General features: G+C 73.2%; 10 protein-coding genes and 8 pseudogenes. 3 read left to right on the plus strand and 15 right to left on the minus strand.

Annotated elements, in window-relative coordinates; translation table 11 throughout:
* Window positions 1-16: 16 nt before the first annotated feature.
* Both EJG53_RS40435 and EJG53_RS40440 read right to left on the minus strand, forming a co-directional pair.
* The gene (locus EJG53_RS40435; RefSeq protein WP_125049058.1) at window positions 17-481 is read right to left on the minus strand and encodes a SpnB-like Rossmann fold domain-containing protein; all 465 of its coding nucleotides are present in this window, start codon (window positions 479-481) and stop codon (window positions 17-19) included.
* Window positions 482-693: 212 nt separating this feature from the next.
* Window positions 694-1041, minus strand: a complete 348-nt coding sequence (locus tag EJG53_RS40440) for a polyketide synthase dehydratase domain-containing protein (RefSeq protein WP_125049059.1) — start codon at window positions 1039-1041, stop codon at window positions 694-696.
* Between the two features lie 1134 nt (window positions 1042-2175).
* Here EJG53_RS40440 and EJG53_RS43210 point away from each other — a divergent pair.
* Window positions 2176-2562 (plus strand): hypothetical protein, encoded by a 387-nt coding sequence (locus EJG53_RS43210; RefSeq protein WP_244955743.1) that lies wholly within the window; start codon window positions 2176-2178, stop codon window positions 2560-2562.
* 200 nt (window positions 2563-2762) lie between these two features.
* Here the strand turns inward: EJG53_RS43210 and EJG53_RS44270 are convergent.
* The 4 genes and pseudogenes from EJG53_RS44270 to EJG53_RS44135 all read right to left on the minus strand — a co-directional run.
* A pseudogene (locus tag EJG53_RS44270) lies at window positions 2763-4339 on the minus strand (acyl carrier protein); the annotation flags it as partial.
* Window positions 4340-4671: 332 nt separating this feature from the next.
* Window positions 4672-4794 (minus strand): hypothetical protein, encoded by a 123-nt coding sequence (locus EJG53_RS43550; protein ID WP_280526806.1) that lies wholly within the window; start codon window positions 4792-4794, stop codon window positions 4672-4674.
* A 150-nt stretch (window positions 4795-4944) separates the two neighbouring features.
* Window positions 4945-5268: an acyltransferase domain-containing protein gene (locus tag EJG53_RS41395; RefSeq protein WP_167515260.1), complete on the minus strand. Its 324-nt coding sequence runs from the start codon at window positions 5266-5268 to the stop codon at window positions 4945-4947.
* A 521-nt stretch (window positions 5269-5789) separates the two neighbouring features.
* On the minus strand, window positions 5790-6161 hold the full coding sequence (locus EJG53_RS44135; protein ID WP_125049918.1) for a hypothetical protein: 372 nt from the start codon (window positions 6159-6161) through the stop codon (window positions 5790-5792).
* Here EJG53_RS44135 and EJG53_RS40460 point away from each other — a divergent pair.
* A complete protein-coding gene (locus EJG53_RS40460) occupies window positions 6121-6357 on the plus strand; it encodes a hypothetical protein (RefSeq protein ID WP_125049061.1) in 237 nt (78 codons plus the stop codon). The genes EJG53_RS44135 and EJG53_RS40460 overlap by 41 nt on opposite strands.
* 54 nt (window positions 6358-6411) lie before the next feature.
* Here EJG53_RS40460 and EJG53_RS44140 read toward each other — a convergent pair whose 3' ends face one another.
* From EJG53_RS44140 to EJG53_RS44150, 4 genes and pseudogenes are all read right to left on the minus strand, one after another.
* Entirely contained in the window at window positions 6412-6531 is a 120-nt protein-coding gene (locus tag EJG53_RS44140; protein WP_371858824.1) for a beta-ketoacyl synthase N-terminal-like domain-containing protein, read from the minus strand.
* Window positions 6528-6851, minus strand: a pseudogene (locus EJG53_RS40465) (beta-ketoacyl synthase N-terminal-like domain-containing protein); the annotation flags it as partial. The pseudogene EJG53_RS40465 and the gene EJG53_RS44140, both read right to left, overlap by 4 nt.
* Window positions 6852-7508: 657 nt before the next feature.
* Window positions 7509-7589: pseudogene (locus EJG53_RS44330) on the minus strand (acyl carrier protein); the annotation flags it as partial.
* A gap of 359 nt (window positions 7590-7948) precedes the next feature.
* Window positions 7949-8269: pseudogene (locus EJG53_RS44150) on the minus strand (KR domain-containing protein); the annotation flags it as partial.
* Window positions 8270-9962: 1693 nt separating this feature from the next.
* On the opposite strand from EJG53_RS44150, the gene EJG53_RS40860 reads away from it, so the two are divergent.
* Window positions 9963-10106 (plus strand): hypothetical protein, encoded by a 144-nt coding sequence (locus EJG53_RS40860; protein WP_154806434.1) that lies wholly within the window; start codon window positions 9963-9965, stop codon window positions 10104-10106.
* Window positions 10107-10114: 8 nt separating this feature from the next.
* Here EJG53_RS40860 and EJG53_RS44155 read toward each other — a convergent pair.
* From EJG53_RS44155 to EJG53_RS40505, 5 genes and pseudogenes are all read right to left on the minus strand, one after another.
* Window positions 10115-10234 (minus strand): annotated as a pseudogene (locus EJG53_RS44155) (hypothetical protein); the annotation flags it as partial.
* Between the two features lie 211 nt (window positions 10235-10445).
* Window positions 10446-11006 (minus strand): annotated as a pseudogene (locus EJG53_RS44160) (hypothetical protein); the annotation flags it as partial.
* A gap of 78 nt (window positions 11007-11084) precedes the next feature.
* Window positions 11085-11719 (minus strand): annotated as a pseudogene (locus EJG53_RS44165) (beta-ketoacyl synthase N-terminal-like domain-containing protein).
* 49 nt (window positions 11720-11768) lie between these two features.
* Window positions 11769-12101, minus strand: a pseudogene (locus EJG53_RS43725) (acyl carrier protein); the annotation flags it as partial.
* A gap of 262 nt (window positions 12102-12363) precedes the next feature.
* A partial coding sequence (locus EJG53_RS40505) for a Rossmann-fold NAD(P)-binding domain-containing protein (RefSeq protein WP_125049066.1) occupies window positions 12364-13568 on the minus strand: 1205 nt, incomplete at its 5' end.

Here is a 13568-nt window from a genome sequence, read left to right on the forward strand (position 1 = left end):
AGCACACCGTGGCCGGTCACCGGTGGGCGGTGCCCGACTCGGTGGGCTCCCTCGGCACGGTCGTCAGCCGGGGTACGAACATCGTGCCCGCCCGCACCGCCGTCTGCGGTTCGCCACCGGCCAGCACCTTGCCCGCGAGGTCGGCGAGCGACCCGGGTTCGTCCAGGTCCAACAGGACGACACGGCCGGGGCGTTCGGTCTGCGCGGACCGGACCAGGCCCCACACGGCGGCTGCCGCCGGGTCCGTGACCTCCTCGTCGGCGACCCGGACCGCGCCGTGGGTGACGATCAGCAGGGGCCGGCGTCCTCGTCCGCCTCCGCATCCGTGCTGGCTTGCAGTTCCGCCAGCACCCGATCGGTCCAGGTGTGCATCCGGTCGACGACGGACGTACGGTCGCCGGGAGCGGCGGGGGATCACGAAGTCCGCCACGGCCTCCGGCGCGGAGGCGGCGCCGTCGTCCTCGGAGGCGACGGCGTCCACGGCGTCCAGCGCACCGCGAACAGCTCTCCGGCGAGCCGGTCACCCGCCGTCCGGTCACCCGGTGCGGGAAGCCGGTCCCTGGGCACCGCGCGCAGCGTCAGCGCGTCCACGCCGAGTACGGGCGGCCGTGCTCATCCCAGACCAGCAGCTCGACGGTGTCCGGAGCCTCCGGCCGGGCCGCCATCCGGACCCGCGCCCGGGCCACCGCGCGGTCACCGCCGCGTACTCCCGACCAGGAGAACGGCACCCGGCCCGGCTCGTCGGACGTGTCGAGGAGCTGGGCGGCGTGCTGGCCGCGTCCAGCAGCGCGGGTGCACCGTGCCCGCGGTGAGCGGTCCGGCCGCCTCGGGCAGGGCCAGCTCGGCGAACACCTCGTCCGCCCGGCGCCAGGCCCGCACCAGCCCACGGAACGCGGGCCCGTAGTCGAAGCCGTGCTCCGCCATCCGCGCGTACAGGTCGCCGGCGTCGAGCGCGGTCGCACCCGCGGGCGGCCATACGCCCGGCCCTCGGGCAGCGGGCCGTCGGCGGCGCCGAGCACACCGGTGGCGTGCCGCGTCCACGAAGGCTCCCGGCCCTCGCCCCCGTCCCCGGCTGTCGGGCGTACATCTCGACGGACCGCTGCCCGGTCCCCGGCTCCGGCCCGCTCACGACGACGCGCAGCGGCACCGCCGCGTCGCGCGGCACGACCAGCGGCACCTCGACCGTCAGTTCCTCGACGCGCGGCTGTCCACCTCCCGGCCCGCCCGCAGCGCCATGTCGAGCAGCGCGGCACCCGCAGCAGGACGGTGCCCAGCACGGCGTGATCGCCCAGCCAGCCGGTGGCGCCCGCTGCCGACACCTGGCCGGTGCAGACCATGCCCTGGCCACCGGGCAGTTCGACGCCGGCGCCGAGCAGCGGGTGTCCAGCGTCCGCTGCCCCGGCGCCGCGGCGGACCTGCCCCGGCCCGGCTCCAGCCAGAGCCTGCGGTGTTCGAACGGGTACGTCGGCAGGTCGACCGACAGTCCGCCCGCCACCATGCGGCCCATTCCACGTCGCGCCCCCGGACGTGCAGTTCGGCGAGGGCGGTCAGCAGGTACGTACCGCCGGGCGCCCCTGCGGGCCACGCTCACCGTCAGCGTCCCGGCCTCCTGCTCCGCACCGCCGGCCGCCAGGCATTCGGCGGCCGAGGTGGCGAGGACCGTGTCCGCCCCAGCTCGCAGAAGTCGGTGACACCGGCGGCCCGCAAGGTGCTCACGGCGTCGTGGAACCGTACGGCGTCGCGCACCTGTCGTACCCAGTACCCGGCGGAGCAGAGGTCGGCCGGATCGGCGAGCCGCCCGGTGACGCCGGAGACGACCGGCAGTGTGGCACCTGGTAGTCGATCTCTTCGGCCACGCTCGGAACGCGTCCAGCACCGGGTCCACCAGCGGGGAGTGGAAGGCGTGACTGACCCGCAGCGGGCGCGTCCGGTGGCCGCGGTCCCGCAGGCGGCGACGACCGGCGTGAGGGCGTCCGCGGCCCCGGACAGCACGACGGACGCCGGCCGTTGACGGCCGCGACCGCCACCCGGTCCTCGTGCCCGGCCAGCAGCGCAGCACCGTCTCCTCGGAAGCCTGTACGGAGACCATCGCACCGCCGCCGGCAGCGCACCGAGCAGCCGCCCCCGGGCCGCGACCAGCCGGCAGGCGTCGCGCAGCGACAGTACGCCCGCGACGTGCCCGCCGTCAGCTCGCCGATCGAGTGCCCCACCAGTGAGTGGACGGATGTCCCACGCCGCCAGCAGCCGGAACAGCGCCACCTCGACGGCGAAGAGGCCGGCTGGGCGAAGGCGGTGTCGGTGACGGACACCGGGCCCGGCCCCGCCGCGTGCTTCTCGGGCTCGACGGCTACGGCTCCACGGCTACGGGCTCCACGGCTCTTCGGCCAGCAGCAGCTCCCGAACGGTCCGCCGGAGCGCTCCTCGAAGTGGGCGCAGACCTCGTCCAGGGCACGGGCGAACTCCGGGAACGCCGCGTACCACTCCCGCGCCATGCCGATCCGCTGCGCCCCCTGGCCGGTGAAGAGGAAGCATGACCTCCGCGCGCGGTCGCCGTGCCGCTGACGACATCGGGAGTCGGCCTGCCGTCCGCCAGCGCGGCCAGTGCTTCGCGGGTGCCGCTGACGACCACGGCGCGTGTTCGAACGTCGAGCGGTCGTGGCCAGGAGCGGCGATGTCCTGCGGGCGCGGTCCGCCACCGGTCGGCGAGCTGCCGGGCCCGCGCGGCGAGAGCCGTGGGCGTACGGCGGAGAGGACGAGGGGAGCGGAGCCGGCTCGCCGGCCCGGCCCCTGGTCGGCAGGGACGGGTCCGCCGGGACCGGAGCGGCTTCGATCACGACATGCGCGTTGGTGCCGCTGACGCCGAAGGAGGAGACGGCGGCGCGGCGCGGGTGCCGGTGGCTTCCCAGGGCGTTGCCGTCGTCAGTAGCTGTACGGGCCCGGCGGTCCAGTCGATGTGCGGGAGGGTTCGTCCGCGTGCAGGGTGCGCGGCAACTGCTCGTGGCGCAGGGCCATGACCATCTTGATGACCCCGGCGGCCCCGGCGGCGGCCTGGGTGTGCCCGATGTTGGACTTGACCGTGCCCAGCCACAGGGGCGTTCGCGGCCGGGCCGTAGGCGGCGAGCAGGGCGTTGGCTTCGATGGGGTCGCCGAGGGTGGTGCCGGTGCCGTGGGCTTCGACGGCGTCGATGTCCGAGGCCGAGCCCGGCGTCGTGCAGGGCGTCCCGGATCACGCGTTGCTGGGCGGGTCCGCTGGGGCGTGAGGCCGTTGGAGGCGCCGTCCTGGTTGACGGCCGATCCGCGCACGACGGCCAGACCTGGTGGCCGTTGCGTTCGGCGTCCGACAGCCTTTCCACGACCAGGACACCGACGCCCTCGCCCCACCCCACGCCGTCCGCCGTGGCACCGAAAGCCTTGCAACGCCCGTCGGGCGCCAGCCCACGCTGACGGCTGAACTCCACGAACGCCGTCGGACTGCACATGACCGTCGCACCACCGGCGAGCGCCAGATCGCACTCGCCCTGACGCAGCGCGCGCACCGCCAGGTGGAGGCCACCAGGGAGGACGAGCAGGCCGTGTCCACGGTCAGGCCGGCCCTCCAGGCCGAAGGCGTACGCCACCCGGCCGGACGCCACACTGGCCGCCCCACCGGTGGTGCGTACCCCTCCAGGTCACCCGGCACGTCCTGCGGGCGATTGGCGTAGTCCTGCAACGCGAGGCCGGTGAAGACGCCCGTACGGTACCGCGCAGCCGGGTCGGATCGATACCGGCCCGTTCCACCGCTTCCCAGGAGACCTCCAGCAACAGCCGCTGCTGCGGGTCCATGGCGAGGCTTCCCGGGGCCGATGCCGAAGAACGCGGGTCGAACCCGGCGCGTCCGCGAGGAAACCGCCTTCCCTGCGTACGTCGTGCCGGGGTGGTCCGGTCGGATGTGCAGCCCGCCAGGTCCCAGCCGCGGTCGCGGGAACGCGGAAACCGCGTCGCGTCCGTCGCGCACCAGCTCCCACAGTCTTCGGGCGAGGCGACGGCGCCGGGAAACGGCAGCCCATGCCGACGATCACCACCGGTCGTCCCCCGGGCCGTCCACCGTGGCGCGGTCCCGAGGCCGGGCCGCCGAGGGTTCCGGGCGCCGGTCAGCCGGTCCACCAGATGTGCGGCCAGGCCAGGGGCGTGGGGTGATCGAAGCCAGGACGCGGAGAGGTGAGCCCGGTGCGGTGGCGAGCCGGTTGCGCAGTTCGACCGCGCCCATCGAGGTCAGCCCGGCGTCGCGGAACGCCCGCCGAGGGTCGAAGGCCGCCGCCCGCGTACCGTCGTCGGCCGCGTCGCCACCGCCGTACCGCACCGGGCCGCCCAGCACCTGGGCGCAGGCGTCCGTCACCAGGCGCAGCACCTCGTCGTCGTGGTGACGGTGGCGCGGTGCCACGTCGGGCGTGTCCCCGGCCCGCCGGTACGGCATCCGCTCCGGCGTTCGTGTCTCGCGGACCGCTCCCGCACGTCGGCGAGCCAGTACCGCCGCGCTGGAAGCGTACGTCGGCAGGTCGACGTCGCGCTTTGGCAGTACCGCCGCCAGTCGACCCGACCGCCGCGTACATGCGTCCGTGCCACCGCCGCGAGCAGGGTGGCCACTTCGGCCGGTCCCGGCGCATCAGCGTACGGCGAGCGAGTCGCCGTCCGTCAGCATTCCTGGCCATCGCCGACAGCACACTGTCCGGCCCAGCTCCAGGAACGTACGGCCTCGTCGCGCTCCAGCTCCCGTACGGCGTCCAGGAAACGCACCGGTGAGACGATGTGCCGCACCCAGTACTCCGCCGATCCGAAGTACGCCGGATCGACCGCCCGCCGTCAGCGTGACACCACCGGCACGGCGGCGTCCCGAAGGAGGCCCGCGCCAGCGCGGACCGGAACGGTTCGAGCACCGGCCGCATCAGCGGCGAGTGGAAGCATGGCTCACCCGGAGCCGGCGGGTCCGTGCCCGGCTGCCGCGAAGCCGGCCGCGAGCTCCAGTACGTCGTGCTCGTCGCCGGAGAGCACCACGGCCTCCGGCCCGTTCACCGCGGCGAGCGCGACCCGTCCTTCGTACGCGGTCAGCCGCGCGCGGACCTCGGCCTCGGGCGCCTGCACCGCGACCATCGCCCCGCACTCCGGCAGCGCCTGCATCAGCGCCGCCCTGGCCGCGATCAGCCGCGCGGCGTCCGGCAGTGTCAGCACACCGGACACATGGGCCACCGCGAACTCGCCGATGGAATGCCCGGCGAGCACGTCGGGCACCACGCCCCAGGACTCCAGCAGCCGGAACAGGCGACCTGTAGCGCGAAGATCGCCGGCTGGCGTATTCCGTACGGCGCAGCAGGGCAGCCGACGGCGAACCGTCCTCCGCCCGTAGCACCTCGTACGATCCTGGTCCAAGTGGGCGCGAGCGCCGCGCAGACGTCGCGGAGCGCGACGTCGAACGCCGGGAAGACGGCGCCAGTTCAGCCCCGGCGCCCGGCCGCTGCGACCCCTGGCCGGTGAAGAGAAGCAGTGTCACCCTGCACCGGCGGCCGGTGACCACCTCGCCTGGTCGGAGACACGCCTTCGCCAGAGCCCGGTTCCGTCCAGAAGTCCCGCCATGGACGGCCGAGCACCACCGCGCGTCCCGGAGCGCCGCCCGGCTCACGGCCAGCGCCCGCGCCACACCCACGGCGTCTCCTGCCGCCCGGGCAGCCATGCCGCCAACGATTCCGCCTGCGCGCGCAGGGCCGTTCTCCTTTGCGACAGGAGCCAGGGACGACGGCGGCTCCTCGACCAATGTGCTACGGGAGTACGGCGGCGGCTTCGAGACGAGTGGCTTGTGCCGCTGACGCCGAAGAGGAGACGCGGCGCGGCGCGGGTGCCGGTGCTTCCCAGGTGTCGCCGTTGTCAGCAGTTGTACGGCCCGCGTCCAGTCGATGTGCGGGAGGGTTCGTCCGCGTGCAGGGTGCGCGGCAATTCCTCGTGCGCAGGCCATGACCATCTTGATGACCCCGGCGGCCCCGCGCGCCTGGGTGCCCGATGTTGGACTTGACCGTGCCCAGCCACAGGGGCGTTCGCGCCGGGCCGTAGGCGCGAGCAGGCGTTGCTTCGATGGGTCGCCGAGGTGTGCCGGTGCCGTGGGCTTCGACGGCGTCGACGTCCGAAGCGGTCAGCCCGCATCGCGCAGCGCTTCACGATGACCTTCTGCTGGCGGGTCCGCTGGGCGTGAGCCGTTGGAGCGCCGTCCTGGTTGACGGCGGAGCCGCGGATGACGGCCAGACGTGTGCCGTTGCGTTCGGCGTCGGAGAGCCGCTCGACCGCGAGGACCGCGGCGCCTTCGGCGAAGGCGGTTCCGTCGCCGTGCGCTGAAGGCTTTGCAGCGTCCGTCCGCGCCAGTCCGCGTTGGCGCTGAACTCGATGAAGTCATGGGGTGGACATGACGTGGCGCCGCCGGCCAGGCGAGGTCGCATTCGCCCAGTCGCAGGGACCGTACGCCAGGTGCAGGGCGACCAGCGACGACGAGCACGCCGTGTCGACCGTCAGCGCCGGCCCTCCAGTCCGAGCGTGTACGCGATCCGCCCCGACGCCACGCTCCCCGAAGCACCGATCCCCAGAAAGCCCTCCAACTCGCCAGGCGCGTCCAGCACCCCCTCGCCGTGGTCGTGCGTGATGCCGGTGAACACGCCGACCTTGCGGCCCGCCAGGCATGCGATCGATGCCCGTACGCTCCACCGCTTCCCAGGCCACCTCCAGCAACAGCCGCTGCTGCGGTCCATCGCCAGCGCCTCGCGTCCGAGATGCCGAAGAATCCGGCGTCGAAAGCGTCGCGTCCGCCAGAACCCACCGCGTTCGGTGAAGGCGGACCGCCCGTTCCGGCGTCCGCGCGGCGCAGCCGCCGAGGTCCCAGCCCGGTCCGCCGGAAGTCCCCGGTCGTCTCACCGCCGGACGCGACGACGTCCCACAGCGCCTCGGGGAGTCGACGCCCCGGGGAAGCGGCAGCCGATCCCCACGATCGCGACCGGCTCCCGGTCCTGCTCAGCGCGTTCCGGTGTGCCGCAGTTCCCCGGTGACCTGCTTGAGCAGGCGGCGCAACTGGTGGTCGTCGTTCATCGGTGCCCCCGTCCGGTTCCTCACGAGATGCCGAATTCACGGTGGATGAGACCGGCGACCTCGTCGTCGGTGGCCGTCTCCCAGTCGATGTCCGGTCGATGTCCTGGTTGGTTTCCGGGTCGTGCCCTGGCTGATGTCCGGCGGGCGGTGTGCGAACCGTTGCCGGAGAGCCGTCCGGTCGGCCGGTTCCTGGTGGCCAGCGTCCGTAGCCGGGCGCGCACTTCGTCGAACCCTTCCCCGTGTCCCCGCCTCCCGCAGCAGCGCTCCGATCGCTTCCAGGTGCGTCAGGGCACGCGCGGCGGCGACTCCGCAGCCGCCGGTCCTGCTTCCACTTCCGTACCGGCCCGAACAACTGCGTACGTACATGGGCCGCCAGCGACGCGGGTCCCGCTGCTCGAAGACGACGGTGTCGGCAGCCGCAGCCCGGTGGCGCGGTTGAGGCGATTGCGCAGCTCGACCGCGGCGAGCGAGTCGAAGCCCTGGTCCCGGAAACTGCGGCCGTCCTCGACCTCGGTGCGGAAGCCCGGCCCTGCGCGGCCGCCGCGCTCTCGCGCACCAGCCTCCGTACCGCTTTCTCCTGCTCCTTGACCGTGGCGGTGGCCAGCCCTTGGAGCGGACCGCCCGACGGCTCGGCGGTCGCGCCGGCTCTCCGGGGGCAACAGGTCCCGGAGAGCGCGACGGGCCATGGTGCTCCAGTCCGCGTTGACCACGCGACACGGTCTCGTCGCGGTCCAGCGCGGCCTGCAACGCGCGCAGGGCGGGCTCCGGCGCGAGCGAGGCCGTGCCCCGCGGCGCAACTGCTCCTCCACCTCCGGCGCGGCGATCCCGCCGCCCTCCCAGTGCCCCACGCGATCGCCGTCGCCGGAAGACCCAACGCACGCGGTGCTCGGCGAGTGCGTCGAGAAAGCATTGCCCGGCGCGTAGTTGGACTGCCGGAGAGCGCGCAGACACCCGCGATGGACGAGAACATGACGAACGCCGACAGCTCCGCGTCCCGCGTCAGCTCGTGCAGATTGACCGCCCCGACCGCCTTGGCCCGCAGCGCCCGCGCGATCTGCTCCCGGTGAGATCGCCGAGCAGCGCGTCGTCCAGCTCCGCGGCAGCGTGCACGACCGCGTCGATACGGTGCCCCGCCAGACGACGGCCAGCTCGTCCCGGTCGCCGACGTCACAGGCGGCGACGGTCACCCGCGTACCGGCGCGGTCAGCTCGGCGACCAGTCGTCGGCGCCGGGCGCCGCCCGCCCACGCCGCCCGAGCAGCAGCAGATGCTCCGCGCCGCGCCCGGCGAGCCACCGCGCCACATGGCGCCGAGCGACCCCGTGCCACCGGTCACCACGACGTCCCCGTCTCCGACGCCAGTCACGGAGTACGGCGCGTGCGCCAGCGGTGCCCCGCGCAACCGCCGCGCGAGCACGCCGGCAGGCCGTACGCCATTCGTTCTCCTCGCCCCGGGCCCCCACGAGACGTCCACCAGACGCAGTACGTCCGCCTCCGTGGCTCCGGCGGCAGATCCACGACGCCGCCCCACACCCCGCCGCACTCCTGGTCGGCGACCCGGCCTAGGCCCCAGACGAGTGCACCTGCCGGGTGGGTGACGTGTCGTTCGGTCGACGGTGACCGATCCGGTGGTGACGACCATAGTTGGGGCACTGTGCCGGAGCGTCGTCGTGACCGCTTGTGCTGCCTGTACGGCCTGGAGGACTTCGACGGTGCAGGCGAAGCCCGCCGGGCCTCCGACGCGGACGTGAGCAGCGGTCGTCGGCGAGCGCCAGCAGGACAACACGCCACGTACCGGTGCGCCAATGCCTCGGTCAGCACACGTAATCCGGGCCTCCGGTCGATCCGTACGACCGTGCATGCCCGGCACGGCGCTGAACGCGTCGATCAGCGACGCGACAAGGCCGTCGAGCACCGAGCGCCGGAGCCCGTCGGCACCAGCACCAGCCAGTCACCCGCTCCGGTCCGGCGCCGGACGTGACGGGGCCCACTCAACCTGTAGCGCCATGCGTCCAGCGCGGCTTCGGTCCGCAGTTCGTCGCGCCAGGCGAGCAGCCTGGCAGAACCAGCCCGAGCGCCTGCCGTTCGTCCTCCGCAAGCCGTCGCCGCCGCTTTCCTTGGCATCGCGCGCCCGTTCCAGCCGCTCCCAGAACCGCTCGTCCTCGGCAGCCCCTTCTCCGCCCTCTTCCGTGATGTCCAGCCAGTGTGTTGTGTTGGAAGGGTAGGTGGAGGTTGGTGGTCGGTTGGTTGTGTGGTGGCCAGGTGATGTGTGGCCGTGGGTGTGGAGGTGGGCGGCTGTGGTGTGGAGTGGTGGGTGTCGGGTGGTGCGGTGAGGGTTCCGTGGTGTGGATGCGGTGTTTCTGGTGTGGCGTTTCTTCGATGGCGGGGGTGAGGACGGTGGGGGCTGGTTTCGATGTAGTGTGTGGCCTGCTTGAGGAGTGGTGATGCGGTGTGGAACTGTACGGTTCGCGGAGGTTGCGAACCAGTACTCCGCGTCCAGCTCCTTGGGCTCCGCCCAACGCCCGAGCAGCGTCGAGAAGAAGGAATCCGTGCTTCCCGGGCCGACCGTGCCAGGCAGCGACCAGCTTCTCCCTGATGTCTCGATCTGGGGGAGTGGACGCGTAGTCGACCGGAGGAGTCGGTGCGGCGCCGTGGGATTCGCGCGCGGCGAGGCTTGCTGACCTGGTCGGGGGGCCGGAAATGACAGTGTGCAGGGCTGTTGACGCCGCGATGGTGTCTGCTCGGAGCAGGCCCTGGACAACTTCCGCCGGAGGTTGAGGAGCCATGGCGCCCTGCCAGTCAGGGAAGGAGGCTTGGCTCGGAGAGCGCTGATACGGGCCGCATCGGCGAGGGTGAGGCGCCGGCGATGTGGCGCGCGATCTCGCCCTGGGAGGCCGGTGACGGCGGTGGGGTGGATGCCGAGGTCTGCCAGTACGGCGAGGCGACGTACACGCGAACAGGGCGGCTGCACCACGTCGACGCGTCGAGGCGGGAACCGGGCACCTCGTAGGACATCCGTCAGCGACCAGCCGACCCAGGAGCGAGGGCGTCCTCGCACTGGCCGATCCAGTGGGCGTATGTGAGGTTGCTGTCCAGGAGTTCGGCGGTCATGCCCGGGTACTGGCTGCCCTGACCTGGAAAGACGAAGACCGGCCCGGCCCCGGTGGCCGTACGGTGCCCCGACGAGGCCGGATGCTGCTGGTGTCGCCAGCGCGGTGAGGCGGCTCCCGTTCGTCAGACTGGTGGCGTCAGACGGCGCGGTGGGGAAGGTGATGTACGGGTGTGCCAGGCGTGGCCATGGCCTGCGGGGAACGCCGGGTGCCGCGATGTGGGTGAGCAGACGTTGGGCCTAGCGCCAGAGCCGTTCCGACTTGGCCGACAGCACCCACGGCATGTCCGAAGCATGTCCGAGGGAGGCCCGAGGAACGTCTGCGGAGTGTCCCGGCCTTCGTCGTCGCCGCCCGGTTCCGCCACCTGATCCCGAGACGCGCTTCGAGGATGAGATGCGCATTCGTCCCGCTGACCCGAAGGAGAACGGCGGCGCGCCGACGTCCTCCCCGGAACAGACCAGGGGTGTTCTCGCCGAGCAGGCGCACGCCCCGGACGCCCATCGATGTCGGGGACGCTCCTCCGCGTACAGGTGCGCGCAGTTCCTCTGCTGGAGCGCCAGCACCATCTTCAGCACGCCGGTGGCTCCGCGGCGGCTGAGTGTGTCCGATGTGGATTTCACCGAGCCCAACCACAGTGCCGCTCGCCTGCGCGTCGCGCCCGTACGTGCCAGCAGCGCGTTCGCCTCGATCGGGTCGCCGAGACCGTCCCGTGCCGTGGGTTTCGACGGCTCGACGTCCGAACGCGGCCAGCCCGCATCGCGCAGCGCCTCACGGAGACTTCTGCTGGCGGGTCCGCTGGGGGCGTGAGCCGTTGGAGCGCCTCCTGGTTACGCGAGCCGCGGATGACGCCAGGACGCGTGCCGTTGCGTTCGGCGTCGTCAGCGCTCGACCGCGAGGACGGCGACTCCTTCGGAGAACGCGGTCCCGCTCGGCCTCCGCGCCGAATGCCTTGCAGCGTCCGTCAGGCGCCAGCCCGCCTGGCGCTGAACTCCGACGAAGGTTGCCGAGTTGCCATGACGGTGGCGCCCCCCAGGCGAGTCGCACTCGCCCAGTCGTAGACCGTACGCCAGATGCAGGGCGACCAGCGACGACGAGCACGCCGTATCGACGGTCAACGCCGGTCCCTCCAGCCGAGCGTGTACGCGATCCGCCCGGACGCCACACTGCCCGAAGCACCGATGCCGAGCAGGCCCTCGAATTCACGCGCCTTCGTCTTGGATACACGTCCGTGCGCGGCTCCCGTAGTCGTGTACATCAGGCCGGTGAAGACGCCGTGCGGCTGCCGCGCAGCGACTCGGGTCCAGCCCGGCACGTCCACGGCTTCCCACGACACTTCCAACAACAGGCGCTGCTGCGGATCCATGGCGAGGCTTCCCGGGCCGATGCCGAAGAAGTCCGCGTCGAACAGCCCGCGTCGTGCAGGAACCCGCCCTCCCGACGTACGACGTGCCGGGGTGGTCGGGTCCGGTCGTACAGTCGCCAGTCCCAGCCACGTCGTCGGAACCCGAGCCACGGTCGGTCGGGAACCCGGAGATGGCGTCCCGCCCGTCCCGTACGAGCTGCCACAGGTCCTCGGGCGAGGTCACCCCGCCCGGGAGGCGGCAGCTCATCCCGACGATGGCGACCGGCTCCGTCGCCGAGGCATTCGCTCCGTGCGGCGAGTCCTCGGGGGCGGCGCGGCCGGAGAGGCGCGCTTCGAGGTGTGCGGCCACGGCGTACGGGGTCGGGTGGTCGAAGGCCAGCGACGAGGCCAGGCTGAGTCCGGTGGCGGTGGCCAGGCGGTTGCGCAGTTCGACGGCGCCCCGCGACGTCAGTCCGGCGTCGCGGAAGGCCCGCTGCGGGTCGAATGCCGTGGCGCCGGGGCCGTCCAGCACCTCCGCGCACGTCTCCACCACGAGATTCAGCAGGCCGCTCGCATGGCGCGGCGCCGCCGCGTCCCCGCCCCCGCCCGACGGCTCTTCGGCGGGCGGACGGGCGGCCAGGACTGCTTCCGTACGGCCGAGGGCCAGGTCGAACGCCGCGGTGAGCCCGCGCTTCGACAGGCCGCCGGCCGGCAGGGCGGGCGAGTGCGGGCAGCCCCGAGCGCCTGCCGGTGCCGGGCCAGGGCGGCGGCAGCCACCGGTACGGGGCCGGCGCCGTCTTCCGTCGGGTCGACGGTCACGAACGTCTGCACGTGCGCGTCGCGGCGAAGCGGTCCAGCGCCAGCAACATACCGATTTCTGCGGCCAGTTCGTCGGCCTCGTCGCCGTCCGGGGCGCACGAAGCGTCGGCGGCGGTGGTGTCCGGAAGGATGTGGAGCACGCCGGTCACCTGTCGCTCCAGGCGCTTCAACGCGGCGTTGAGGGCCCCGCTCTCCGCGTCCGCCGACGCGTCGCGAAGGATCAGCGTCACGTGCGTCCCGAGGCGTTCCAGTTCCGTACGCAGCGCGGCGAGGTCCGTTCCTGCGGCTCCCGCCGGGCTCTTCGCACCCGCCGGGCCCTTCGTCCCCACCCGGTTCTTCGCCCCGACGAGTACGAGACGGCGGACCCGATGGGCCGTGACCAGGTGGCGGGCGAGCGTGGCTGTCAGCGGCGAGTCGGTGCCCGTCAGCAGCAGGGCGTCGTGCGGGCCGAAGGCCGCGCCGGGCCGGGCGGCGACGGGCGCCGCTACAGGGACCGTCAGCGCGCCGTCGTGCCACGTCACCTCCGGCTCGCCCGAATACAAGGCCGCCGCCAGCAGACCCGGGAGCAGGCGGGCGCGCCCGGGGCAGCGCGAGGACGGTGACCCGCTCTCCCGGCACGCCTGCATCAGCCCGCGCACGGCAGCCCGTACGAGCGCCGCCCCGGCCACAACCGAGCCCTCCGCCGCTGCCGCTTCCGGCTCCCGGACCACCACCAACAACCGTGCCCTGTCGTCGCGTTGACCGGCCAGCCACTCCCGTACCTGTGCACCGAGCGCCGCGACCTCCCGTACGGCAGCAGCGAGGTGATCCGCGCCGCTCTCCGGCCTGCTGACGGGGACAGGCTCGGGGAAGAGCACGACGCCCTCCGGTACGTAGTCGCTGCAGCCCTCGGCCACCGCCGCCAGGTCCGGGTAGCAGCGCACCTCTCCACCGAACCGCTCCACCGCGGCCCGCGGGAAGTCCTCGTACGCGCCCGTCGCCGCCCCGCCACCACGGCCCACCGCAGCCCGCCCGACCGCTCGCCCTCCGCCCGCGCAGCGTCCGCCGCCCACGCCGGACACCCGGCGGTGACTCACTGCGTTGACGGCCCACAGCCGGGCCGGGCAGTTCTGCAGCCGGTGCCGCATGACCTTGCCCGACGCGGCGGTACGCGGCACCTCGGGGACGAGGTACAGCTCCTCGGCACCTTGGTCGCCGCGAG

Source organism: Streptomyces chrestomyceticus JCM 4735 (assembly GCF_003865135.1).
In the GTDB taxonomy this organism is placed as follows: Bacteria; Actinomycetota; Actinomycetes; order Streptomycetales; family Streptomycetaceae; genus Streptomyces; species Streptomyces chrestomyceticus.

Excerpts from the sequence above, each read along its gene's own strand:
- EJG53_RS40860 (WP_154806434.1), top strand. The coding sequence starts at position 9,963 with ATGTGGCGCGCGATCTCGCCCTGGGAGGCCGGTGACGGCGGTGGGGTG.